General features: G+C 72.6%; 19 protein-coding genes and 1 pseudogene. 3 read left to right on the top strand and 17 right to left on the bottom strand.

Annotated features, from left to right (window positions below; all coding sequences use genetic code 11):
• Nucleotides 1–10: 10 nt before the first annotated feature.
• Nucleotides 11–1,420 (bottom strand): acyclic terpene utilization AtuA family protein, encoded by a 1,410-nt coding sequence (locus G6R20_RS03825; protein WP_067716721.1) that lies wholly within the window; start codon nt 1,418–1,420, stop codon nt 11–13.
• Between the two features lie 36 nt (nt 1,421–1,456).
• Nucleotides 1,457–3,007 carry a succinate CoA transferase gene (locus G6R20_RS03820; RefSeq protein WP_163375604.1) on the bottom strand — a complete coding sequence of 517 codons (1,551 nt, stop codon included), beginning with the start codon at nt 3,005–3,007 and terminating at the stop codon, nt 1,457–1,459.
• A gap of 158 nt (nt 3,008–3,165) precedes the next feature.
• Here G6R20_RS03820 and G6R20_RS03815 point away from each other — a divergent pair, with 158 nt between their 5' ends.
• Complete coding sequence (locus G6R20_RS03815; RefSeq protein WP_163375603.1) at nt 3,166–3,672, top strand: MarR family transcriptional regulator; 507 nt, start codon at nt 3,166–3,168, stop codon at nt 3,670–3,672.
• Nucleotides 3,673–3,820: 148 nt separating this feature from the next.
• Here G6R20_RS03815 and G6R20_RS03810 read toward each other — a convergent pair whose 3' ends face one another.
• The 11 genes and pseudogenes from G6R20_RS03810 to G6R20_RS03760 all read right to left on the bottom strand — a co-directional run bounded on the left by G6R20_RS03810 (nt 3,821) and on the right by G6R20_RS03760 (nt 17,764).
• Nucleotides 3,821–5,254 carry an MFS transporter gene (locus G6R20_RS03810; RefSeq protein ID WP_163375602.1) on the bottom strand — a complete coding sequence of 478 codons (1,434 nt, stop codon included), beginning with the start codon at nt 5,252–5,254 and terminating at the stop codon, nt 3,821–3,823.
• A 137-nt stretch (nt 5,255–5,391) separates the two neighbouring features.
• The gene (locus G6R20_RS03805; RefSeq protein WP_163375601.1) at nt 5,392–6,363 is read right to left on the bottom strand and encodes an NAD-dependent epimerase/dehydratase family protein; all 972 of its coding nucleotides are present in this window, start codon (nt 6,361–6,363) and stop codon (nt 5,392–5,394) included.
• Nucleotides 6,360–7,445: a glycosyltransferase family 9 protein gene (locus tag G6R20_RS03800; RefSeq protein WP_240341251.1), complete on the bottom strand. Its 1,086-nt coding sequence runs from the start codon at nt 7,443–7,445 to the stop codon at nt 6,360–6,362. Before G6R20_RS03800 ends, G6R20_RS03805 begins: the two co-directional genes overlap by 4 nt.
• Nucleotides 7,435–8,808, bottom strand: a complete 1,374-nt coding sequence (locus tag G6R20_RS03795; RefSeq protein ID WP_163375600.1) for a PfkB family carbohydrate kinase — start codon at nt 8,806–8,808, stop codon at nt 7,435–7,437. The genes G6R20_RS03800 and G6R20_RS03795 overlap by 11 nt, the downstream gene beginning before the upstream one ends.
• Nucleotides 8,798–10,627, bottom strand: a complete 1,830-nt coding sequence (locus G6R20_RS03790) for a glycosyltransferase (protein WP_163375599.1) — start codon at nt 10,625–10,627, stop codon at nt 8,798–8,800. The genes G6R20_RS03795 and G6R20_RS03790 overlap by 11 nt, the downstream gene beginning before the upstream one ends.
• On the bottom strand, nt 10,624–11,595 hold the full coding sequence (locus G6R20_RS03785; protein ID WP_163375598.1) for a glycosyltransferase: 972 nt from the start codon (nt 11,593–11,595) through the stop codon (nt 10,624–10,626). The genes G6R20_RS03790 and G6R20_RS03785 overlap by 4 nt, the downstream gene beginning before the upstream one ends.
• A complete protein-coding gene (locus G6R20_RS03780) occupies nt 11,583–12,680 on the bottom strand; it encodes a glycosyltransferase family 9 protein (RefSeq protein ID WP_163375597.1) in 1,098 nt (365 codons plus the stop codon). The genes G6R20_RS03785 and G6R20_RS03780 overlap by 13 nt, the downstream gene beginning before the upstream one ends.
• A complete protein-coding gene (locus G6R20_RS03775) occupies nt 12,680–14,299 on the bottom strand; it encodes an HAD-IIIA family hydrolase (RefSeq protein ID WP_163375596.1) in 1,620 nt (539 codons plus the stop codon). Before G6R20_RS03775 ends, G6R20_RS03780 begins: the two co-directional genes overlap by 1 nt.
• Nucleotides 14,296–15,934, bottom strand: a pseudogene (locus G6R20_RS03770) (carbamoyltransferase C-terminal domain-containing protein). The gene G6R20_RS03775 and the pseudogene G6R20_RS03770 overlap by 4 nt, the downstream one beginning before the upstream one ends.
• A 52-nt stretch (nt 15,935–15,986) precedes the next feature.
• A complete protein-coding gene (locus G6R20_RS03765) occupies nt 15,987–16,907 on the bottom strand; it encodes a glycosyltransferase (RefSeq protein WP_240341250.1) in 921 nt (306 codons plus the stop codon).
• The gene (locus G6R20_RS03760; RefSeq protein ID WP_163375595.1) at nt 16,904–17,764 is read right to left on the bottom strand and encodes a glycosyltransferase; all 861 of its coding nucleotides are present in this window, start codon (nt 17,762–17,764) and stop codon (nt 16,904–16,906) included. The genes G6R20_RS03765 and G6R20_RS03760 overlap by 4 nt, the downstream gene beginning before the upstream one ends.
• Before the next feature lie 65 nt (nt 17,765–17,829).
• Between G6R20_RS03760 and G6R20_RS03755 the strand changes: the two genes are divergently transcribed.
• Both G6R20_RS03755 and G6R20_RS03750 read left to right on the top strand, forming a co-directional pair.
• Nucleotides 17,830–18,750, top strand: coding sequence for a polysaccharide pyruvyl transferase family protein (locus G6R20_RS03755; protein ID WP_163375594.1), 921 nt, complete (start codon nt 17,830–17,832; stop codon nt 18,748–18,750).
• A gap of 51 nt (nt 18,751–18,801) precedes the next feature.
• Nucleotides 18,802–20,109, top strand: coding sequence for a cytochrome P450 (locus tag G6R20_RS03750; protein ID WP_163375593.1), 1,308 nt, complete (start codon nt 18,802–18,804; stop codon nt 20,107–20,109).
• Between the two features lie 48 nt (nt 20,110–20,157).
• Here G6R20_RS03750 and G6R20_RS03745 read toward each other — a convergent pair whose 3' ends face one another.
• From G6R20_RS03745 to G6R20_RS03730, 4 genes are read right to left on the bottom strand one after another with little or no spacing between them, the layout of a single operon-like run.
• The gene (locus G6R20_RS03745) at nt 20,158–21,021 is read right to left on the bottom strand and encodes a LuxR C-terminal-related transcriptional regulator (protein ID WP_163375592.1); all 864 of its coding nucleotides are present in this window, start codon (nt 21,019–21,021) and stop codon (nt 20,158–20,160) included.
• Nucleotides 21,022–21,046: 25 nt separating this feature from the next.
• Nucleotides 21,047–21,943 carry a 3-hydroxyisobutyrate dehydrogenase gene (gene mmsB / locus G6R20_RS03740; protein WP_163375591.1) on the bottom strand — a complete coding sequence of 299 codons (897 nt, stop codon included), beginning with the start codon at nt 21,941–21,943 and terminating at the stop codon, nt 21,047–21,049.
• A 2-nt stretch (nt 21,944–21,945) separates the two neighbouring features.
• Nucleotides 21,946–23,109 carry an acyl-CoA dehydrogenase family protein gene (locus G6R20_RS03735; RefSeq protein WP_163375590.1) on the bottom strand — a complete coding sequence of 388 codons (1,164 nt, stop codon included), beginning with the start codon at nt 23,107–23,109 and terminating at the stop codon, nt 21,946–21,948.
• A gap of 27 nt (nt 23,110–23,136) precedes the next feature.
• On the bottom strand, nt 23,137–24,663 hold the full coding sequence (locus G6R20_RS03730) for a CoA-acylating methylmalonate-semialdehyde dehydrogenase (RefSeq protein ID WP_069388529.1): 1,527 nt from the start codon (nt 24,661–24,663) through the stop codon (nt 23,137–23,139).
• Nucleotides 24,664–24,696: the final 33 nt, after the last annotated feature.

Genomic DNA, 24,696 nt, shown 5'->3' with positions numbered 1-24,696 from the left:
CAGGGCGGGGTCAGGGGCCGACCTCGAGGAGCTCGCCGGGGATCTCCAGGCGGGCCGCCGTGAGGTCGGCTCCGAGCCCGGGCCGCAGCACCTCGCCCCGTGGCGGGCGGGCCACGAGATTGACCGCCCGGAGATTGGGCAGCAGGTAGCGCCGGATGTCCATACCGTCGAGACCCGGGATGAGTTCACGGATCCGCTCGACGGTGAGCTCCCCGGCCAACCAGGCGAACGCCGAGTCGTCCCATGTCCACACCGCGATGTTGACCCCGCGGCCGACCACCCCGCGTCGCACACTCGCGACCGAGCCCAGGACGGCGGTGACGGGCTCCCCGCCCGGGACGGCGCCCGGAGTCCACGGGGTCGGTAACTCCCCCGGCCCGATGGGCGCGGTCTCGACCGGCACCGGGACCGTGACGCGGGCGCCGTCGGGCATGACCACGGAGTGCCCCGTCTCCCCCTGCGCCAGGGGGCGGGCGACCCGCACGGGACGCCGGTCGCCACCGGTACCCCGTGTCATGGCGACCACCGCCACGACCGGCGGGGCCGGTTCACCACGGGCACCGCTGATCCGGACCCGGTCGGTGCCCTCCTGCGCAAGCCTGAGGGAGTCGAGCCGCAGCACCACGTCGGGCGCCGCGTACCGCGCCCCGGCGACGCCGTCGAGGAGCTGATCGGTGACGGTCCCGACGGTGACCGACCCGAAGGCCGAGGGATGGCGCGTGACGACCGCGCACCCGTCGTCGGCGATCTCCGCGATGGGGTAACCCCCGGTGACCGGATCGGTGGTGCGGGTGACATCGGTCGTGGAGTCGACGACCCCCGTCGCGCCGGGGCCACCGGAGAGCACGTGCCCCACCGCGACCGATCCGGCGAGGGAGTCCAGGGCGGACGGCGTCCAGCCGTGGTGGGCCGCCGCGGCGCCGGCGACGAGGGCCTCGCGACTGACGCGCCCGGTGACGACGACGACGGCGCCGGCCGCCAACGCCCGGGAGATGCCGAACGCCCCGTGACGCACCGTCGCGACATCGGCCCCACCGAGACCGAGTTCGGTCGTCCGGTCCGTCACGTCACCGGCATCGACGCAGGCCACTGCCAGGTCCAGACCCGCGTCCCGGGCGACGGACCGCAATTCGGCGGCGAGGCCCTCGGGGTCCAGTGCGCCCGCGTTGGTGACGATCCGCACGCCCCCGGCGCCGAGCTGCCCGAGACACTCGCCGATCTGGACCAGCGCCGCCCGTTCGTAACCCGGTCCGCCCGCGGACCGCTGCTCGGCCAGATCGAGCATCGCCTCGTCGGAGAGCATGTCGAGCGCGAGCACGTCCAGCGCCGCGGCCGCGAGGAACTCGGCCGTCGCCGTGGCACGGTCTGCCCGCGACGCCGAGACGTTACCTATGCGCAGGGGGCTCTGGGTGCTCGTCATCGATCCTCGGACTCCTAGTCGATCTGGGGCGGACGCCTACCCCAGCATGCTCCCCGTGGCAGCGAGGCGCGTGTGGAACGAGAAGGCGTCCTCGAGGATATGTGGCGTGTTGCCGGCACCCGGACGGGCCTCGGCCCGATCGAGGTAGTCGTGCAGAAGTGGTCGGAAGACGGGGTCCGCGCACCGGTCCACGATGAGACGCGACCTCTTGCGTGGGCTCAATGCGCGCAGGTCGGCGAGGCCGTGCTCGGTGACGATCACCTGGACGTCGTGCTCGGTGTGGTCGACGTGCGGGACCATCGGCACGATCGCCGAGACCGCCCCGTCCTTGGCCGTTGACGGGCTGAGGAACATCGACACGTATCCGTTACGCGTGAAGTCACCGGACCCGCCGATGCCGTTCATGATGCGGGTCCCGCCCACGTGGGTGGAGTTGACGTTGCCGTAGACGTCCGCCTCGAGCATGCCGTTCATGCCGACGATCCCCAGCCGCCGGACGATCTCCGGGTGGTTGCTGATCTCCTGCGGGCGCAACGTGATGTGGTCGCGGTAGAGGTCGAAGTTGTCCACCAGTTCCGTCAGTCCGTCCGCGGACAACGCCAGCGCGGTGGCCGAGGCGTGGGCGACCGTGCCCTCCCGGATGAGCTGGAGCATCGAGTCCTGGATGACCTCGGAGTAGCAGCTCAGGTCCGAGAACGACCCCGCCGCCAGTCCGGCCAGGACGGCGTTGGCCACATTGCCGATCCCGGCCTGCAACGGGAGGAGGCTCCCCGCGGGCATCCGACCGGACGCGACCTCGTGGTGGAAGAACTCCAGCACGTGGCCCGCGATCGCGTTGCTCACCTCGTCGGGCTTGGTCAGAGCGCTGGCGGAGTCCCGCTGATCGGTGGGCACCACCGCGATGACCTTGGCCGGGTCCACCTCGAGCAGGGGCTGACCGATCCGGTCGTCGGCCCGCGAGAGCAGGATCGGCCTGCGATGCGGCGGGAGCGCCGTGCCGTAGTAGACGTCGTGGATGCCCTCGACGCCCTCCGGGATCCAGGAGTTCACCTCGAGGATCACCTTGTCGGCCACGTCGAGCCACGTCTTGCTGTTACCCACCGACATCGCCGGGACGAGTCCGCCGTCCTCCGTGATGGCCGCGACCTCCACCACCGCGACGTCCACGTCGCCGTAATGGCCCTGCCACACCTGCTGGGCCACGTGAGAGAGGTGGACGTCCACGTAGTCCATCTCGCCCGAGTTGATCTTGCCGCGGGCGGTGGGCTCGCTCTGGTACGGCATCCGCAGCGCGATGCCGTCGACCTCGGCGAGCATCGCCTCGGCCTCGTTCGCCACCGACGCGCCGGTGAGCAGGTTGACACTGAAGTCACCACCGGCCGCCCGGACGGCGCGGATCCGGTCCGCGAGCGCAGGGGCGAACGCTTTCGGGGTGCCCGCGCTGGCGAAACCGCTGATCGCCACCGTGTCGCCGTCGGCGATCCGCTCCACCGCGGAGGCTGCGTCGGTGACCAGTCCCCGGAAATGGGGATGGCGGATGCGTGAGGGGTCGCAGGCGGTGCCCCGCATATGGACGGAGGTGCTCATACGCGGAGCCTATCGCCGGTGTCGGAAATTCCATTTTCGACGAAGACGTGATCACCCCCACTCGGTGCCGCTCCGATCTCCGCAGGTCTCCGGTCGGACGGGGTCCGGGCGGATAGACTCGGCCGTTCAACCCCGCCGCGTCCGCCAGGAGTGAACCCTTGTCCCCCAGGACCGCACCGATCCCCGACCGCATCGACCAGGCGCGCGCCAACTGGGAGCGCGAGGGGTGGGCGGACGCTGCCCAGGGGATGACGGTCGTGACCTCGGTGATGCGGGCCCACCAGATCCTGTTGGCCCGGGTCGAGGAGACCCTGCGACCGTGGAACCTGTCGTTCCCCCGCTACGAGCTCCTCCGACTGCTCGCCTTCTCCCGTTCGGGAGCGCTGCCCATCACCAAGGCCTCCGAGCGCCTCCAGGTCCACGTCACCAGCGTCACCAGCGCGATGAAGCGTCTTCTCGACGCCGGGCTGGTGGAGCGACGGCCGCACCCCACGGACGGGCGGACGACCCTGGTGGAGATCACCGACGACGGCAGGCGCGTAGTGGCCGAGGCCACCGCCGCACTCAACGCCGGGGTGTTCGCCGACCCGGGGATGGAGCAGGAGGAACAGGTGGCGCTCATCGAGGCCATCGCGTCCCTGCGCCGGTCCGCCGGCGACTTCTGACCGCTCCCCTACAGGGCGGGTCCACACACGACGGGCAGGTCCACACACGACACCGCGCCCGGCCCCCTCTCGGGTGGGGCCGGGCGCGGCTGTTCAGGGGAGGGAGTGTCCCGGGGCCGTGAGCGCCTGGGCATCCGTCAGGTGTGGATCAGGGCACCTCGGCGGCGAGGGTGCGGTCCTCGGTCATCTCGGCATCCGCGTTCATCACGTTCTTGCTCGACTCCGTCATGGCCACCACGCACAGCATGGACATGGCGGACAGCAACGAGAGCATGATCCCGACGCCGAGGGTGTTGCCCGCGGCGACCATCGCGGCGGCGGCCAGTGGCGGCAGTGCGCCACCGAGGATGCCGGCGAGGTTGTAGCCGAGGCCGGCGCCGGTGTAGCGGTACCGGGCCTGGAACAACTCCGGCAGGAGTGCGCCGGCCGGGCCGTAGGCGATGCCGAAGATGATGAGCGTGACGAAGAGGACGATGGCGAACGCGATCGGCGACCCGGTGTCGAGGATCGGGAACACGAACAGCGCCCAGACCACGGCCAGCGCCACCGAGGTGCCGATGACCTTCTTGCGGCCGATCCGGTCGGAGTACATGGCCGAGATCGCGATCGCGGCGCCGAAGATCAGGGCGGCGATCATGCCCATACCCAGGACGAACGGGCGGGTGTGCTCGAGGTTCTTGGTGGCGTAGTTCGTGAGGAACGAGGTGCCCATGTAGAAGAGGGAGAACAGCGAGGTGAGCGCGCCACCGGCGATGAGGATCTCCTTCCACTGGTAGCGGAGCGCATCAGCGAACGGCAGGGTCTTGGGTGCCGCGTCCTCGGAGGCCAGGGCCCGGTCCTGCTTGAAGACCGGGGTCTCCTCGATGGAGATGCGGATCCACAGGCCGATGAGCACCAGCACGGCGGACAGCAGGAACGGGATACGCCAGCCGTACTGCATGAACGGGCTGCTGACGTCAGAACTGTCGCCGGCGACCAGCGAGAAGATGAGGAACGTGCCCGAGGAGAGGAAGAACGCGAAGGCGACGCCCAGCTGCGGCCACATCCCCATCATCCCGCGCTTACCCTCCGGCGCGTACTCGGCCGTGAGCAGGGTCGCCCCGGCCCACTCGCCGCCGACCGCGAAGCCCTGGAAGAAGCGGCAGACCACGAGGAGCGTCGGGGCCCAGATGCCGATGCCACCCTCGAACATTCCGAAGGCCCCGGTGCCGTACCCGGGGAGCAGGCCGATGAACACGGTGGCGATGCCCATGATGAACAGCGTCCACACCAGGGTGCGCTTACGACCGATGCGGTCTCCGAAGTGACCGAAGAGGGCGGCACCGACCGGGCGGGCGAAGAACGCCACCGCGAACGTCGCGAAGGACGAGAGCGTCGCGGCCGCGGCGTCCTGGCCCGGGAAGAACAGAGTGGGGAACACGAGCGCGGCGGCCGTGCCATAGATGAAGAAGTCGTACCACTCGATCGTCGTTCCGATCGAGGAGGCCGCCGCCACCTTCGCGAGCGAGGTCTTCTTGGGCTCCGGTGTCAGGGGCGACGACGGTGGCGTCGCATTCCCTGCGGGGAGGTTCGTGGCAGTCAAGTCAGGCTCCAGTCCTGTGGGGCCGGGTGGGGCCCGGCGCGGTGCGTGATCCCCGACGGATGAACGTCGATTGAGGGAAAGATATGTGACTGGCACCACACCCGGTACACCCGAAAGTGGATGGGGGGTGATGTGGATCACGACCGCGGTGCTGCGACCTCCCGTGCTGACCTGTTCCTGAACCACTCGACAGTGCGCCCGAGGCCGTCGGCCCACGACACCTCCGGTGCCCAGCCCAGCGCCTCTGTTGCCAGTCCGGTGTCCGGGCGCCTCACCTGGGGATCGTCCACCGGGCGATCGATGAATCGCACCCGCGATGCCGATCCGACGGCGTCTATGACATCGCGCGCGATCCCCAGTACCTCCAGTTCGTTGGGGTTGCCTATGTTCATCGGCCCCGCATGCCCCGACTCCGCCAACGCCAGGATCCCGCGCACGAGATCGTCGACGAAGCACACCGACCGGGTCTGGGAGCCGTCACCGGCCACGGTCAGGTCCTCGCCGCGGAGCGCCTGGCGGATGAAGGTCGGGATCGCCCGGCCGTCGTGCGGGCGCATACGCGGGCCGAAGGTGTTGAAGATGCGCACGATCGCCGTGTCGACGCCGTGGGTGGTGCGGTAGGCCTCGGTGAGGGCTTCCGCGTACCGCTTGGCCTCGTCGTACACCCCTCGCGGGCCCACCGGGTTGACGTTGCCCCAGTACGTCTCGGGTTGGGGGTGCACGAGCGGGTCGCCGTACACCTCGGAGGTGGAGGCCAGGACGAACCGGGCGCCCTTGTCGCGGGCCAGGCCGAGGGCGTTGTGCGTTCCCTGTGATCCCACCCGGAGCGTGTGGATGGGCAACTTGAGGTAGTCGATCGGCGACGCCGGGGACGCGAAGTGCAGGACGAGGTCGACCTTCCCCGGGACGTGGACGTAGTCCGTCACGTCGCGCTCCATGAGCTGGAAGCCGGTGTCGGCGGCCAGGTGTGCGAGGTTGTCCGGGGTCCCGGTGAGGAAGTTGTCCAGCGCGACGACCTCGACGCCGCGGCGGCGGAGTTCGGTGCACAGGTGGCTGCCGAGGAATCCGGCGCCTCCGGTGACGACGGCCCTGTCGATGGTTCGGGTCATGCTGTGGTCCTCCCCGTGTCGTGGCTAAGTAGGTCGAAAGCGGAGCTCAGCACCTCGTCGGTCCCCACCGCGTCCAGGCGGGGGTCGACGACGCCGCCGTGGGGATCACCCCAGGTGTCGGCGTCCGGGTCGCCGTGCCACAGGACGCGGTGCAGGTGCGGGTCGATGAGCGGCCCCCACCAACGCGGCGGGACGGGGCCGAAGAGGACCACCGACGGGCTGGCGAGAGCCGTGGCCAGGTGCGCGATGCCGGTGTCCCCGCTGAGGACGAGTGCGGCGCCTCCCACGAGGTCGGTCAGTGCGTCGAGGTCCAGCGCTCCCCCGGCGTCGGTCGCCATGGGAGTCGACGCGGCGACCTCGGCCGTCAACGCGGATTCGTCTGCCGAGCCGGTGACCACCACCCGGTGCCCGACGTCGGCCAGGGCACGCGTGACGACCGCCCACCGCTCGACCGGCCATCGACGCGACGGTGCGGCGGCGCCGGGGTGGACGACGACACACCCGTCGGACGCCCCGCCGGAGGGCCGGTCATGGCGATCGGCGGGATCGGCCGGGTCCGCGAGGCGGAGATCCTCGGGCCCGCACGGTCCGCCGGCGTCGCTCACCAGCCGGCACCAGCGGTGGACCTCGTGCTCGTCACGACGCCAGGGCGGGCCGGTGTGCCCCACCTCGGGGCAGTCGAACCCGATGAGGCGGCCGGGGTCCGTGGCGGTGAGCAGGCCGCGACTGGCCGGGCCGTTGCCGTGCAGGTCCACCGCGATCTGTCCTCCGCCGATCGGGCCGAGGTGCACCAGACCGGGGGTCGGCAGGACGGAATCGACGACGCCCAGACGGGCGAGCCAACCGCCGACCCCGGCGGGGGCCGCCAGGACGAGCCGGGACCCCGGCGCCAGCCGCCGCAGCCCCCGCAGGGGCGCTATGCCGGTGAGTGCGTCCCCCATGCCGAGCGCCCGGAGGGCGAGGACATCTCCGGGACCGATGTCCTCCGGTCGCACCGCCCACGGTTCCCCGCGGGAGGTGTCGACTCGAGTGGGCATCCCGGCCGCCCGGAGGGCCTCGGCGGAGTAGGGCTCAGCCGGCATCGCTGATCCGATCGAGGATCGAGGTGGTGGACCGCCCGGAGAGGAGCGGGAGGATCTCCACCCGGCCTCCCCAGCCGTGGACGAGCGGGGCCTCGGGCAGGTCGGCCACGCGGTAGTCACCGCCTTTGACCCACACGTCGGGCCGCAGAGCGTCCAGTGCCTGACGCGGGTCGTCGTCGTCGAACACCACCACCGCGTCCACACTCGCCAGCGCTTCGAGCAGGGCGCGTCGGTCGGTGAGCGGGTTGACGGGTCGACCGGTGCCCTTGAGCCTGCGTACGGAGGCGTCGGAGTTGAGCAGGACCACCAGCAGGTCGCCCAGCTCGCGGGCGGCGCGCAGGTACTGTGCGTGCCCGGCGTGCAGGACGTCGAAGCAGCCGCCGGTCGCGACGATCACCCCGCCCGCCTCGCGGGTGCGGGCGATGCGGTGGGCGAAGCCGTCGAGGGGGCTCGGGGCCGGTTGGTTGCCGCGGCCGCGGAATCCGGAGGCGCCGCCTTCGGCAACCCACCGGGAGGCGTCGGCCACGGCCCGGGCCGCCGCGGTGGCCGCCGACTCCCGCCGGCTCAGCGATGCGGCGATCGACGCCGCGACGCGGTCACCGGCACCGCACGGGTCGCCGGCCTCGCGCCCGCCCGACGGTATCTGCCGCACCTCCTCCCCTTCCGCCAGCCAGGCACCGTCGGCGCCGACGGTGATGACCACGGCGCGGGCGTCCCAGGCCCGGCGGAGGGTCCGGGCGAGGTCTCCCGGCCGTGCCGGGTCGATCTCCACGCCGAGGGCGACCGCCGCGTCGAGGGCTTCGGCCAGGTTCGGGGTCACCACCGCGCACCCGGGCACGGGCGGCCCACCGCGCGGGTGCGGGTCCCAGACGACGTCACCGTCGCGGGCGGCCTGTTCGAGCCCGGCGCGGACCGCCGGGTCGAGGGTGGTCCCCGCCCCGTAGTCGCTGACGAGCACGACCGCCCCGGACAGCGCGTCCGCCAGCTGGTCCGGGTCGATGTCCCGCGGGGAGGCCGGCCCACCGTCGTCCACCCGGAGCAGCGTCTGGCCGCCGGCACGGATGCGCGTCTTGGTCCGGGTGCCGCCCTCGTGCCCCAGGGCGCGGACTTCGATGTCGGCGAGTTCGGACCGCAGCGTCTCCCCTGCGGCGTCGTCCGCCAACGGCGCGACGAGCCGGACTCGTGGCACCCTGTCGATCCGCGCGCACATCAGCGCCGCCAGCCCGGCGCCGCCGGGACTCACGAACGTGTGGTCGGCGTCGACGACGGGGACCGGGGCGTCGGGGCACAGCCTGGATGACGTGCCCTCGAGATCACGGTCGAGGACGACGTCTCCGACGACGGCAACGGGGTCAGCGTGCATTATCCACTCCTCGACGCCGGGGCAGCCGCGCGTCGACGGCAGCCGCGAGGGCGTGCAGGAGCACCAGGTGGCACTCCTGGATCAGCGCGGTGTTGCAGGAGGCGACCCGGATCGTCTCGTCGCAGACCTCCTCGAGCAGGCTGGGCGCGCCTCCGGTCAGCGCCCACGTGATGACCCCGCGTTCGCGCGCCCGGCGGGCCGCTGCGATGACGTTGTCACTGGTCCCGCTCGTGGACAGCAGCACGAGGATGTCTCCCGGTGATGCGTGCGCCTCGACCTGGCGGGCGAAGACCTCCTCGTAGCCGTAGTCGTTGCCGATGGCCGTGATCCCGGACAGGTCCGAGGTCAGGGCGATCGCCGAGACGGGGCGCCGGTCGTCGACGAAGCGCCCGACGAACTCGGCCGTGAAGTGTTGCGCCTCGGCGGCGCTGCCGCCGTTGCCGGCGGCCAGGAGGCGGCCGCCGTCGAGCAGGCGCGCGGTGAGCCGGCTCGCCCACCGGTCGAGGGTGGGGCCGTGCCGGGCGACGTCGTCGAGGGCGGAATGCAGTCCCGCGAGATGCGATTCGAGCCACCCGCTGGCCGGTGTGGCGTCCCCCGCGGCGCGCGGGCCGGCCGTCCTCGCGGCGTCCGCGTAGGCGTCGAGGGTCGCGTCCACGACGCCCTCCCAGGAGAAGAGGTCCCGGGCACGGCGGCGTGCGGCGACGCCCATGGCCTCCGCGCGATCGCGGTCGTCGAGCAGTTCGGTCACCGCGCGGGTGACGGCCGCCTGGTCGCCGGGTGGGACGAGCAGTCCGGTGACCCCGTCGGCGACGGAGTCGAGCAATCCGCCCACGGCGGTGCCCACGAGGGGGCGGCCGCAGGCCATGGCCTCGAGCGGGACCATCCCGAAGGGCTCGTACCACGGGGTCACCACCACGACGTCCGCGGAGGCGAGCAGCGCCGCGGCGTCCCGGCGGCCGAGCCGCCCGGTGAAGGTCACCCGGTCGTCGACCCCGAGTTCTCGGGCGAGCGCCTGCAGCCGCACGGCCTCGGGGTCGCGGTCCAGGTCACCGCGGTCCGCTCCGCCGGCCACGACGAGGTCGGCGTCGGGGATCGAGGTGAGCGTGCGGATGGCGTGGTCGATGCCCTTGCGCGGGACCATCCTCCCGAGGGAGACGATCCGTCGGTATCCGTCGCGTCGCGGCGGCAGGCCGTCCGCGCGGGTGTGGTGGGCGTCGGGGTGGAAGAGGTCGAGGTCGACGCCGCAGGGGATGACGTGGATCCGGTCGGGGTCGGTGCCGAGGTCGACGAGCTCGCGGCGTTCGTCGCGGCAGCTGGCGGTGACGGCGTCGGCGCCTGTCGCGAGCGCGACCTCGTCGGCGAGTCGACCGGGCGGGCTGGTGTCGGCCGAACCCTGGTGACGCCGTTTGACCACGCCGAGGGCGTGAAAAGTCTGGAGGAAAGGCACATCGACCGTCTGCCGGGCCCGCTGGACGGCCAGCCCGGACATCCAGAAGTGGGCGTGGGCGACGTCGGGGACGCCCTCGGCGAGCCAGTGCCCGGCGAGCGCACGCCCGAACTCGTCCATGTGGGGGGCCAGTTCGTCCTTGGGCAGCGGGGCCGGCGGGCCGGCGGTGACGTGGACCAGGTGCACGCGGTCAGCGAGAGGGATCGTCTCGGGTGCCGAGCCCGACTCTCTACGGGTGTACACGGTGACGTCGTGGCCGCGCGCGCCGAGCCCGGTGGCCAGTTCGGCGACGTAGACGTTCTGCCCGCCCGCGTCCTCTCCCCCGAGTGCGGCCAGGGGGCTCGCATGTTCCGAAACCAGGGCGATCCTCATGTCGTCACCTCCTGCAGGACGGTGTCCCAGTCCGCCAGGAAGCGGCCGAGTCCGTAGTGACGCAGTGCGTGCTCGCGGGCGGCGGCACCCGCCGCCGCGGCGGCGTCGCGGTCGTGTAGCCATTCCCGGGCGCGCGCGAGTAGTTCGTCGGGGTCGTTGCTGAGCAGGCCGGCTTCGGGCGGAACCGCGCGGGGCGCCTCGGTGGTGCTCAGCGCCAGGACCGGCATGCCGAGCGTCATGGCCTCGAGCAGGGCCAGGCCGAGGCTGGTCCACCGGTAGGGGTGGAAGTAGGCGCGGTGGCGGCCGAGCGTGCGGTGCAGTTCGGCCTGGGGCGGGTTCTCGTGCAGCGTCGGCGCGAGGTGCGGGGCGAGCTCCGCGAGCTCGCCCATCCCCATCCCGTAGACGTGGAGGGGGACGTGACGTCCGAGGTCCACGACGAGGTCGGTGCCGGCGATGCGGCCACGGCGTACCGGTTCGTTGACGACGACGGCGAGGCTGTCGTCCTCCCCCGTCCACGACCGCCCCGGGTCCACGATGCCGTGCTCGACGACGCGGGTCGGCGCGGATCCGCAGTCCCACATCATGCGGTTGAAGCGGGTGACGTGGACGACGGGCACCCGGTCCTGGCCGGCCATCGGGTGACGGGAGGTGACCGCGTGCTCGCGGGGGGTGTCGTGTTCGACGTAGACGGCCGGCACGTCGACGCCGGCCCGCAGGCCCGTCCAGTCGCGCAGCAGGTCTATCTCGTGTGGGCGTTGCAGGACCACCACGTCGATCCCGCCGTCCGAGGCCTGCGCACGCAGTTGATCCGGTCCGAGTTCGGAGACCGGGGCGGGCCAGTCCCACGTCCGGGCGCGGCCACGGCCGTCGGGGCCCCGGTCCGGCAGCAGCGGCACGAGATACTCGTGGGCCCCCTGGACGAAGGACGTGGTCCAGGAGCCGTGGACGTGCCAGATCAGGATGCGCATCGGGACCTCCTCACGGTGGCGAGTTCGGTGACGGCGGCGACCACCTCGTCCGGCGGGACGCTCGTCAGACACGGGTGCCCGTCGACCGGGCACTCGCGGGCGCGGGTTCCCCGGCACGGCGCGTGTTGGTCACCGAGGAGGCGCACGGGTACCCCCCAGGGGGCCCACCGCTCCGCGGGGACGACCGGGGAGAACAGGGAGACGACGGGGGTGCCGACCGCCGCGGCGAGGTGGGCGGGCCCGGTGTTGCCGACGACGACCGCGGCCGCATGCTCGAGCACCGCGGCAAGCTGCGCGAGGTCGGTGCGCCCGGCGAGGTCGACGACGCCACCGCCGGTGCCGTGGGATTCGTCGACGCCTCCGGTGCCGTGGGTTCCGCCCGCGCACGCGGCGAGGGTCTGCGCGACCAGCTCGCGTTCGCCGGGGCCTCCGGTGACGGCGACGAGGTACCCGGCGTCGCGCAGTGCGGCGACGATACGGCCGGCGTGGGCGGGTGTGAGGGACCGGGCGGGGACGGAGGCGCCGGGGTGGACGACGACGAGGTCGCGCCCGTCGCCCGGGAGCAATGCGGTCACGTCGGGGAGCGGATGTCGCACGGCGAGGCCGGGGATCTCGGCGGGGCGCGGGGCCCCGGCCGCGACGGCGATCTCCACGGCGGCCTCGACCTCGTGCCCGCCGCCGGGCGGGTCCTCGCGGCGGACGCGCACGTCGAGCAACGAACCGGGATAGTCCACGCTGGCGGCGGCGATGAACGGCACCCCTGCCAGCCGCAGCAGGAGCGCCATCGGCAGGGGGCTCTGGTGGAAGGAGGTGAACACCACCGCGCGGTCGTATCTCCCGGACGCGATCCGGTCGACCAGTCCGGCGGTGGCGGTGCGGTCGACCGGCGGCGGGCGGAACCCCGACCACGGGGCGTCGTGGACCAGCACGTCGGATACCACCGGGAGGAGCCCGGCGGCCGCGAGGCCCTGGGAGGAGACCAGCAGGTCGACCGCGTCACCGGTCCCGGCGAGCATGGTCAGGGCGGGGCCGCAGAGGAGCACGTCGCCGTCGGAGTCGAGCCGGACCGCCAGGATGCGCCCCATCAGTGCAGCACCTCGTCCACCGCCGTCACGAGGTCGGGGACGGCACGCGGGGCGTCCCGGACCTCCTCCCGGCGGGTGACCGGGGTCGGCACGAGGACCGGTCGGGCGCCCGCCGCGAGCGCCGCCTCGACGTCGGCGCCGATGTCCCCGATCACCACGCAGTGCCGCGGGTCGACGCCGAGGTCGGCGGCGGCGCGGGTGATGAGGCCGGGTTCGGGCTTGCGGCAGCCGCACCCGTCCCCCGGCCCGTGCGGGCAGTACCGCCACGTGTCCATCCCGCCGAGGAGCTCGTCGACCCGGGCGTTGACCGCGCGGACCGCCGCCTCGTCGAGCAGTCCGCGGGCGACGCCGGACTGATTGGAGACCACGCCCACGGGCAGGCCGGCCGCGCGGGCCCGGTCGACGGCCTCGCGGGCGCCGGGCATGAGCGCGACTTCCGCCGGGTCGCCGTTGTAGGGCACGTCCCGCACGAGGGTGCCGTCGCGGTCGAACAGCACGGCGCGGGGCGTCGGCGGCCACGGCGTGGCGTCCCGGTGGCGCCGCCACCCGTCGATCCGGTGGCGGACGGCCGCGAACGGGATGGTGAGCGAGGTCGGGACCATCCGGCGCACCTCGGCGCGGAACTCGGGGTAGCCGGGGCGGGGGCCGGGTCCGAGTCGGATGGCCAGGAAGCGGGCGGTGAGGCCGGCCCACGCCAGGGCACCGACGCCGGCCACCGCGCCGGCCACGCGGGCGGTACCGGTCGCGCCGCGTGCCGCGGGCCTGCTCGAGGATCCTGCGCCGGGCACGGCACGCGCCCACGCGCTCGCGGCGAACGCCGTGGCGACGCCGCTGGCCGCGACGAGCGCCCCGGACACGGTGGCCACGTGATAGCCGAATCCGCCGCCCGGGGCCTGTGCCACCTCACGCCAGCGCGGCCCGTGCAGCCTCCGCATGAGGGCGTCGTCGGCGTTGCCCGCCTGCAGGCGCAGGCTCACCCCGTCGTCGGCCGGGCGCACGGGGTGGATGATGTGCCGCGCGCCGCGGGTGAGCGACCAGCCCGCGCGCCGCACCCGGAGCGCGAGGTCGGCGTCCTCGCGGAAGGCGCGGGGGAACCGCTCGTCGAAGCCCGCCACCTGCTCGAGGGCCGCGCGACGGTAGGCCATGTCCGCGGTCGCCCAGTCGGCGCCCTCGAGCGCGGCGACGTTGCGTTCCCAGTCCGTGGGCGGGCGGTCGGTCGGTCGCGGGACGCGGATCGACCCCTGCGTGGCGCCCGTGTCGGAGCCGCACGCCGTCAGATCGTCCACGAGTCCCACCAGCCATCCGTCGGGCAGGATCACGTCGTCGTCGAGGAAGGAGATCCACGTCGGATCCGTCTCGTGGGTGGCCTGCCACCCACGGTTTCGTGCGGCCGCGGGCCCGCGTCCGTAGCCGCGGACCACGCGCAGCGGCCAGTCGACGCCCGGCAGGCTCGCCGTCAACGGGTCGACGGTTCCCGGCCGGTCGTCGACGAGCACCACCTCCGCGGGCGCGGGATGGGAGTCGTCGGTCCGCTGGGTCGCCAGGGAGTCGAGCATCGCCTGTAGGCACGGACGGCTGATGGTGGGCACGACGACCGCCCAGCGGGGCGCGTGGCTCATGCGTCACCGCCGGTGACGAAGTCCGCCCGCCGCACGAGGTGCGGCCCGAGCACCAGCGCCGCCACCGGCGCCGACCCGAACAGCTCGAGGGCGTCGCGGGGATCGTCGACCATCGGTCGGCCCGCCGTGTTCAGGCTCGTGTTGATCAGCACCGGAACGCCGGTCAGGGCCTCGAAGGCGCGCAGCAGGGCGGCGACGCGGGGGTGTCGGAGTCGGAGACGGTCTGGACCCGCGCGGTGCCGTCGGTGTGGACGACCGCCGGCAGCTTCTCCCGCCACTCCGGCCGCACCGTGTGCACGAAGAGCATGTACGGGCTGGGCAGCGGGCCGTCGGTGACGATCTCCGCGGCACGCTCCGCCAGGATCATGGGGGCCACGGGTCGGAACTGCTCACGGCCCTTGACGTCATTGAGTCGCTCGACGTTCTCCGCCCGCGTCGGATTGGCCAGCAGGGACCTGCGCCCCAGCGCCCGCGGACCGAACTCACTACGCCCGTCGAACCACGCGATCACGCCGTCGTCCGCCAGCAGGTCGGCCACCTCGACCGTGAGATCATCCGGGGTGGTGAAGGGCACGCGGGCCGCGGTCAGCCACTGCGCCAGCTCGTCGTCGTCCCATCCCCGTCCCGCCGCCGGGTCCACGGCACCCGCGGCGAGGTCGTCGTGCTCGCGCGCCAGGTGCAGCGCCGCCCCAGGGCGGTGCCGGAGTCGCCGGACGCCGGTTGGACCCACACCTCGTCGAACGGGCCGTCGCGCCAGATCCTCGTGTTGGCCACGCAGTTCAGCGCGGTGCCGCCTGCCATCGTGAGTACCCGCTCCCCCGTCTGCCGGTGGAGCCACCGGGCGTTCGCGACGAGCACCTCCTCGACACCCGCCTGCACCGACGCGGCGAGGTCGGCGTGCGCGCCACCCCAGGTGCCGTCGTCGACGCGGCGGGGCGCGAACCGCTCCCACTCCGGGGCGCGCGCGGTGAAACCGCCGTCAGGATTCGCGTGGAGGCTCTCGCGCAGCTCCGGCAGGAAACGCGGCTCGCCGTACGAGGCCAGCGCCATCACCTTGAACTCGTCGCTCGAGCGCCGGAATCCCAGGTGCTCGGTGAGCGACTCGTAGAACAGGCCCAGCGAATCGGGCAGCTCCTGGCGGTGGCAGATCTCCAGTTCACCGTCACGGTAGTGTCCCGCCAGCTGCGAGTGCCGTTCGCCGCGACCGTCGTTGACGAGGACCGCGCACGTGCGGTACGGGCCGGCAAGGGCGGCGGAGGCGGCGTGCGCGACGTGGTGTTCGACGAACCGCACCCGGTCCGCGGGCAGACCGGGCAGCGCCTCGGCGAGGAAGTCGGGCGCTCGCCGCACGTAGTCCAGTCGGACGCAGTCAAAGGGGTCGTCGGGCTGCAGTTCGGCCAGCGCGGGGTCGAAGGCGTACCCCACCGCGTCGAGGTCGGCCAGCGTGAGGCCGGCCTCCTCGAGGCACCAGCGCATCGACAACTCCGGCAGCTCCCACGCGGAGAACGGCACCGGACGCTTGGCGTGCTTGCGGCGGGAGAACCGTTCCTCCTCGGCGGCGGCGACCACCCGTCCGTCGACGACGAGAGCGGCGGACGAATCGTGGAAGGTGGCATTGACTCCCAGAACGATCATGGCGCGACCATAGACCCGGATGGGGGGAAGTGGCCACCGTTCAGCCGGTTGCTCAGCTGGTGTATCGCCGCGCCGCGCTGGACTTCTGGCTCACCTCGAGCGCGCGGAAACGTGCCTCGACGTGCGGTGGGAGTACCCGACGTTCGCGCGCGACCCAGGGCGCGCCACGGAGCGCGTCCAGCACGCCGGCCGCCGTCACACGGTCTCTCGGGGCGTCCGCGAGAATGTCGCGGCTACGCCTGAGCGCGGCGGGCAGGGGTCGGCGCAGCCACGTGAACCACAGGGTGTTGCGGATCCCGTGGCGCCGCCGCAGGTGGGGATCGCGCAACACCGACGCCCGGTGGTGGACGGTCATCGACGCCAGGTAGCACAGCTCCCAGCCCGCGGCGGCGAGGTCCGCCGCGAGCAGTTCCTCCTCCCCGCCCAGCCAGAGGCGCTCGTGGAAGCCCCCGGCCTCCCGGTAGGCCTCGGCCCGGACGATGCTCGCCCCCGCGAGGAAGCTGCCCAGTGCCGGCCCGGGGAGCCAGTCCGGGCCACGGACCGGCGAGTTCTCCAGCTCCGGAACGATCGGATCGTCCTCACCGCCCGGCTCCACGACGATCCGCGCGGTGACCACGCCCAGCCGCGGGTGGGCGTCGAGGGCGTCCGCTCCGTCGCGCAGCGAGCCGGGGTCCCACCACGTGTCGTCGTCGCAGAATGCGACGTAGGGAGTGGTCGCCGCCTCCACGCCCAGGTTGCGCCCGACGGCGCCGAGGTTGGTGGGGCTCACGATGAGCCGCACGTCGGGGTGGCGGCGGGTGATCGCGTCGGCGGTTCCGTCGGTGGACCCGTTGTCGACGACGATGACCTCCGGACGCTCGGGGAGCCCCGCCAGACGGTCCAGGGCGGCGAGCGCCTCGTCGCGGCGGTTCCAGGTGATCATCACCACGCTCACCCTCGGGTCCCGGTCGTTCGACTCCGCTGCACTGCTCACGCGTCTCTCCTCTCCTCGTCGTCCGCGGCGCGCAGCCGGTCCCGCGCGGCCACGGTGCGCTCCCCCACCACCCGGCGCCCGGCGAGCGCGGCGCGGACCCTCGGCACGGCGCCGAGGAGCCCTCTCCGCCCGTCCGCGGTGCGCATCCCGTCCACGACCTCGCCCGCGACCGCGCCCGCCGGCAACCGCAGGAGCGCCGTGAGCACGCGGCTGCGGGTGAGGCCGGCCCGACGGATCCCCGGTGCGTCCCTCACCGGTGACGGGTGGTGGTGCGCCACGAGCTCCGGCACATGGCAGATCTGCCAGCCCGCGTCGTGCAGGTCGAGCGCGACCCGCTCCTCCTCTCCCGGGAAGCGGATGACGTCGTCGAACCCGCCCACCCCGAGGAACGCCTCGCGCCGGACGATGGCCCCGCAGCCGACGAAACCCAGCAGGCCGGGGCCCGGGGCGTCCGGTGCGGTGCCCAGCGGTGAGTCGGCGAGGACGGCGTTGATCGGGTCCGGCTCGTCGCCCGGTCCCACGAGGATGGTGCCCGCGGCCAGACCGAGGCGCGGGTACTCGGCGAACAGCCGCACCGCCCGTTCGAGCGAGCCCGGCTCCCACCACGAGTCGTCGTCGGCGAACGCGACGATCTCGGTCCGCGCCGCCCGGGCGCCGACGGTGCGGGCCCGCGCGGCGAGGTTCTCCGGGGACGCGATGACCCGGACGTGGTCGCCCGCTGCGCGGCACACCTGCACCGAGTCGTCGTCCGAGGCGTTGTCCACGACGATCACGGGGGCGTCGTGGCAGGGCAGGGTGGCCCGGAGGTCCTCGCGGCGGTTCCTCGACGCCACCACGACGGTCACGTTGGTGTTCACCGGTCCGAGGCTAGCCCGACGAGGCGATGCTGGCGGGCCGGCTCCGCATCGGGCAGGCTCGGGGCGTGCGCGTACTCATCGTCGGTTGGTCCAGTCCACTGCACGGCGAGGCCACGGCCGGTGACGTCCTGGCGATGGAGGCGGTGGCCCGTCGACTCACCGCCGAGGGGATCGGTCACGACACCGCCTGGAGTGCGGTGATGTGCCCGCCCGGCGGCCTCCGCCTCGACGACGTCGACCCGACCCGCTACACCCACGTGCTGTTCGTGTGCGGCCCCGCCAGCGGCGATCCCGCGGCCGAGATGCTGGACCGTTTCCCCCACTGCCGCCGGATCGCGGTGGGGGTCAGCGTCGTGGACCACGCCGATCCGGTGCTCACCCGGCTCGACGCCGTGATCGCCCGCGACGCCCCCGGTATCGCTGCGCGACCCGACCTGGCCGCGCACGTCTCGTCACCACGGGTGCCCGTCGTCGGGGTCTATCTGACCGGCGGTCAACAGGAGTACGGCGATCGCCGCCGCCACGAGGCCGTGGTCGACGCGCTCACCGACTGGCTGGGTGGCCTGGACGCCGCGCTGCTGCCGCTGGAGACCCGACTCGACCCCCGCGACTGGCGCCTGCCCTCGACGCCCGGCCAGGTGTCCTCGGTGATCGCCCGGCTGGACGCCGTGGTGACGATGCGGATGCACGGGCTCGTCCTGGCCCTCCGGGCCGGGGTCCCCGCACTGGCCATCGACCCGATCAGCGGTGGCGGCAAGGTGTCCGCGCAGGCGACGGCGTGGGAGTGGCCGGCGGTCATCGGCTCCGACGACCTCGACGCGGGTGCGCCCGGCGCTCGCCTCGTCGACCACTGGTGGCGGTGGTGCCTGTCCACCGAGGGCCGGTCGGCGGCCCGGGCACGGATGGGCGACCGACCGCCCGTCGGCATGCTCGACGAGCTGATGACGGTGTTGGCACCGGGACCGGAAGCGCACCGCCGCGAGTGACCCTAGGGTGGCGGGCTATACGCCGACCACGAGACCGAAGGAGCGCGCCCGATGCCCCGACCCACCGCACGAGTGATCAGCGACCAGTCCCTCGACTTCCTCCGGTCCGGGTATCTCTTCGCCTCGCGGGTGCGGCAGCGGGCGGGGGTCTCCCCCGAGTCGCAGGCCCCCGTACGGCTGCGGCTCATGGGACGCAGCGCCGTTCTCCTGCGGGGCGTGGAGGGCGTGCGGAACTTCTACGACTCGGACAAGGTCGAGCGCAAGGGCGCCATGCCCGGGTTCATCCGGTTCCCCCTCTTCGGACCGGGCGCCGTCCACGGACTCGACGGCCGCGCGCACGAGGTACGCAAGAACGCACTCGCCGACATGGCCTACGACGACGAGCGCGCCGCACGGTTCTCCGAGCTGGTCGCCGATGAGCTCGAGGCGATGCTCGGCGACTGGGCGCGCAGCGGGACCGGCACGGTGTACGGCGACACCTCCACGGCGTTCGGTCGGGCGGCGTTCCGCTGGGCGGGCCTACCGCTCACCCCGGCGGAGGCCGATCGCCGGGCCCGGCAGATGAGCAGGCTCCTCGACACGTTCGGAAAGGTCGCGACCAACCCGATCGCCGAGCTCGAGCGCATCCGGCTGGACCGCTGGGCCACCGGCCTGATCCGCGCGGTGCGGGTGGGCGGACTGCGCGCGGAACCCGACTCGGTCCTGGCGGCCATGGCCGACCTGCGGGACCCCGACGGCGCTGCAGTCGACGACCGGACCGCCGCCGTGGAACTGCAGAACCTCACCCGCCCGACGGTGGCGGTGGCGCGATTCGCCGCGTTCGCGGCTGTGGCACTGACGGAGAATCCCGGGTGGGCCGCACGGATCCGGGGGGCCTCATCGGCCGCGGGCCGGCTCTCCGACATCCCGGAGGCCGTCGCCTTTGCCCATGAGGTCCGGCGGGTCTACCCGTTCGTACCGATGCTGCCGGCGATGGCCACCTCGGACTTCGAGGTGCACGGATGCCCGGTGCACAGAGGCGAACGGGTCCTGTTGGATCTCCTCGGCACCGACACTGATCCCGATCACTGGGACGACGCCACGACGTTCGACCCCGAGAGGTTCATGGGGGTCAATGACGTCGAGCAGCTCGAGGCGTTCATCCCGCAGGGCGGGGCCGGCGTCCGCACCGGCCACCGCTGTCCCGGCGAGAAGCTCGCTGTCGCCGCCCTGTCCGCCGCCGTGGCGGCACTGTCCCGACCGGAGGTGCGCATCAGTCGGGATCCCGACGACCTCACCTTCCCGTGGACGCAGATGCTCACCCGTCCCGCGACAGGTGTCCGGGTGACGTGGCAGGACCCGGAGTCCGCGACGGGGTGACCTCCCGGTGTGGACCACTGTTCCGGACCACCGGCCTGCCGGGGCGCCTCAGGGCAGGACGCCGAGGAGCCGGGCACGCGCGACGGACTCCATCCGCGACCGCGTACCGAGCTTGGTCCCGATGTTGCGCAGATACGCCTTGATGGTCTCCGGGGACAGCGACAGCCGCGCCCCCACCTCCGCATTCGAGCAACCGAGCGCCACCTGGGCCAGCACGTCGATCTCGCGCGGGGAGAGCACCGACTTGGCGGGCACCGGGATGTCCCCGGCTTCGGGAGACCGACCCACGCCGGCGAGGGCGGACCCGGCGGCCAGGAGACGGTCGCGCAGTGCCGGGTCGCCCAGCTCAGCGGCGATCGCCCGTAGCTCTCCGTGGAGGACCCGCAGCTGCTCGCGGTCCGCGGCCTCGAAGCCGACGGGGTGCTCCGCGGCGGCGAGGTCCGCCATCCGCAGCCGTCGGTCGACCTCGTCCCTGACCTGGAACTCCGCGGCGAGGTCCGAGGCGACCGAGTTGAACGTCCTGGCGACGTGGTCGCCGAGCTGGGTGGCCACGCGCGCCGACCCGTAGAGGATCGTCCGCGCGACGCCCGAGACCATCACCGGCACCGAGATGATGGCCCGCAGTCCCTCCTGCTCCACCGCATCGGCGTAGTCGCGGGTGATGCTCGAGCAGTCCTCGTAGTCGCGGACCGTGGCGGGACGCCCCGACGCCATGACGTGCCCACCGAGCCCCCGGCCCTTGGCCACGGCCAGACCCTGCATCGAGTTCGTGCGCACGCCGATGAAGCGGGTGAGCTTCGCCGTCTCGCCGTCGGCCTGCCCCGCGAACACGATCGGCAGCGCGGACTCCTGCCGCGCGCGGCGCAGGGCTCCGAGGACGGCGTCCGAATCACTGGGTCGAAGGGTGGTCATGGTCAGCTCCCGAGAGTGGAGACGGTCAGCTCCGCGCGGAATCGCGGATGCTGGTGATGATGGCGCTGAAGTCCTTGCCACCGTTGTCCTGCGCGAACTCGTCGTACAGGGCCGCGGCCGCCGCACCGAGCGGCGCGACCGTACCGGTGCTCTCCAGCGCGGCCAGGGCCAGTCCCAGATCCTTGTTCATCAGGGCCGTGGCGAAGCCGGGCGTGAAGTCGTTGTTCGCCGGGGAGGTGGGCACCGGGCCGGGCACGGGGCAGTTGGTGTGCAGGGCCCAGCTGTTGCCGGTCGCCCCGGTGACGACGTCGTACAGGGCCTGGTGCTCGAGCCCCAGCCGCTCCGCGAGCACGAACGCCTCGCCGATCGCGATCTGGTGGACGGCCAGCACCATGTTGTTGCAGACCTTGGCGGCCTGGCCGGCCCCCGCGGCGCCGCAGTGGATGACCTTGCCCGCCATGGGCTCGAGCACCGGCTGCGCCGCGGCGAAGGCCTCGTCCTCCCCGCCCACCATGAACGCCAGCGTCCCCGCGGTCGCGCCCTTCACCCCGCCCGAGACCGGGGCGTCCACCTGGAGCATCCCCGCCTCGACGGCCTTGGCGTGCACCGCCCGGGCGTCGTCGACCGAGATGGTGGACGAGTCGATGAACAACGTCCCCTTCCCCGCCGAGGGCAGCACCTCGGAGTAGGTGGAGGTGACCAGCGCGCCGTTGGGGAGCATCGTGATGACGACCGCGGCACCACGGACCGCCTCGGCCGGCGTCCCGCACACGGTCACACCGGCCGAACGCGCGGCCTCCTGCGCGGCGGGAACCGGGTCGAAACCGCGGACCTCGTGGCCGGCACCGACGAGGTTGGCCGCCATGGGACCGCCCATGTTGCCCAGGCCGAGGAAAGCGACGGTCGGCAGTTCGTTGGTCATTCCTACGCTCCCAGTCCGCGCGCGGCGACGGCCCTGCCGACGACGACGCGCATGATCTCGTTCGTGCCCTCAAGGATGCGGTGCACCCGCAGATCCCGCACGATCTTCTCGATTCCGTATTCGGATAGATACCCGTAGCCGCCGAACAGCTGCAGCGACCGGTCGGCGATGTCGAAGCACCGGTCGGTGACGAACAGCTTCGCCATGGCACACAGCTCGACGTGGTCCGGCTCCTTGGCGTCCAGCGCCGCGGCGGCGCGCCACAGCAGGAGCCGACTGGCCTCCAGTTCGGTGGCCATCTCGGCCAGGGTGAACCGGATGGTCGGCTCGTCGATGAGCGCACCGCCGAACGCCTCGCGGTCCCGCACATGTGCCACGGCCCGCGAGTACGCCTCCTGGGCCCCGCCCAGCGAGCAGGCGGCGATGTTGATGCGCCCGCCGTTGAGTCCACGCATCGCGATGGTGAAGCCGAGCCCCTCCCCGCCGGTGTCCGCGCCGCCGATGAGATTGGCGGCCGGAACCCGGACGCTTTCCATGATCACCTGCGCCGTCGGCTGGGCGTTCCAGCCCATCTTCCGCTCGTCGGGGCCGAAGCTCAGCCCGTCCGAGTCGGCCGGGACCAGAAACGCCGAGATGCCCTTGGGGCCGGCCTCCCCGGTCCGGGCCATCACCAGGTAGACGTCCGACTGGCCGCCCCCGGAGATGAACTGCTTGGTGCCGCTGAGCACGTAGTGGTCACCGTCGCGGACCGCCTTGGTGCGCAGCGCCGCCGCGTCCGACCCGGCGCCCGGCTCGGTGAGGCAGTAGCTGGCGAACTTCTCGAGCGAGGCCAGCTCGGGGATCCACTGCCGGCGCTGCTCGTCGGTGCCGAACTCGTCGACCATCCACACGCACATGTTGTGGATGGACAGGTACGCCGCCACCGACGGGCACCCGCGCGCGAGCTGCTCGAAGATCCGCACGCCGTCCAGTCGACGCATCCCGCTGCCCCCGACCTCCTCGGAGACATAGATCGCGCCCATGCCCATCCCGGCAGCCTCGCGGAGGACGTCCTTGGGGAAGTGGTGGGTCTCGTCCCACTCCTGCGCCCTGGGACCGATCCGCTTGTCCGAGAAGTCGCGTGCGGCGTCGACGATGACCTTGTCGTCGTCATCAAGGGTGAACATGGGTGTTCCTCTCCTGGGGCGAGCCGGTCAGTCCATCGTGGGGATGTTGAAGTCGGCCCCGTCCTTGATGCCCGACGGCCAGCGCTGCGTGACGGTCTTGACCTTGGAGTAGAACTTGATCGACTCCGGGCCGTGCTGGTTGAGGTCGCCGAATCCGGACTTCTTCCAGCCACCGAAGGTGTGGTACGCGATCGGGACCGGGATCGGCACGTTGACGCCGACCATGCCGACCTCGACGCGGGAGACGAACTCACGGGCGGCGTCGCCGTCGCGGGTGAAGATCGCCACGCCGTTGCCGTACTCGTGGTCGTTGGGCAGGCTCAGCGCCTCCTCGAAGTCCTTGGCGTGGACCACCACGAGGACGGGGCCGAAGATCTCGTCGGTGTAGACGCTCATGTCCGGGGTCACCTTGTCCATGAGCGTCGGGCCCACGTAGTAGCCCTCGGAGATGTCCTCACCGTTGAACTCGCCGGTGTAGGCACCCACACCGCGACCGTCGACGAGGAGCTCGGCGCCGGCCTTCTCGCCCTGATCGATGTAGTCCAGAACGCGGGCCTTGGACTCGGGGGTCACCAGCGGGCCGTAGTCGGACTGCGGGTCGTGGCTGTGACCGACCTTGAGCTCCTTGACCTTGGGCAGCAGCTTCTCGAGCAGCGCCTCGGCCGTGCCCTCGCCGACGGGGACGGCCACGGAGATGGCCATGCAGCGCTCGCCGGCGGAGCCGAAACCGGCTCCGACCAGGGCGTCCGCGACCTGGTCCATGTCGGCGTCCGGCATGATGATCGCGTGGTTCTTGGCGCCGCCGAAGCACTGCGCGCGCTTGCCGGTGCGGGCGGCGCTGGAGTAGATGTACTGCGCGATCGGGGTGGACCCGACGAAGCCGACGGCCTGGATCGTGTCGTTGTCGAGGATCGCGTCCACGGCCTCCTTGTCGCCGTGCACGACCTGGAAGATGCCGTCCGGCAGGCCCGCCTCGGTGAACAGCTCGGCCAGGCGCACCGGCACGGAAGGGTCCCGCTCGGAGGGCTTGAGGACGAAGGCGTTGCCGCACGCGATGGCCGGGCCGGCCTTCCACAGCGGGATCATGGCCGGGAAGTTGAACGGGGTGATGCCGGCGACGACGCCCAGCGGCTGGCGCATGGAGTAGACGTCCACGCCGGTGCCCGCGTTCTCGGTGAACTCGCCCTTGAGCAGGTGCGGGATGCCGATCGCGAACTCAACGACCTCGAGGCCGCGCTGAATGTCGCCCTTGGCGTCCGGCGTGGTCTTGCCGTGCTCGATCGCGAGCAGCTCGGCGAGCTCGTCCATGTTCTGGTTGACCAGGTCCACGAACCGCATGAGCACGCGGGCGCGCTTCTGCGGGTTCTGCGCGGCCCACGCCTTCTGCGCGGCGGCTGCCTTGGCGATGACGTCGTCGACCTCGGCCGTGGTGGCCAGTGGTACGACCGCCTGCGCCTTGCCCGTGCTGGGGTTGAGCACCTCCTGGCTCCGCCCCCCGGTGGCCGCGACCCGCGCGCCGTTGATGTAGTGCTCGACCTGCCTGAGATCCGACATGGACGTCCCTTCCTCAGTGGGGCGGCGCGCGTC

It is taken from the genome of Dietzia sp. Alg238-R159 (assembly GCF_900537145.1).
Classification (GTDB): Bacteria; Actinomycetota; Actinomycetes; order Mycobacteriales; family Mycobacteriaceae; genus Dietzia; species Dietzia kunjamensis.
The sequence above is the reverse complement of the archived record's forward strand: the minus strand, read 5'-3'. Positions and strand labels throughout refer to the sequence as shown.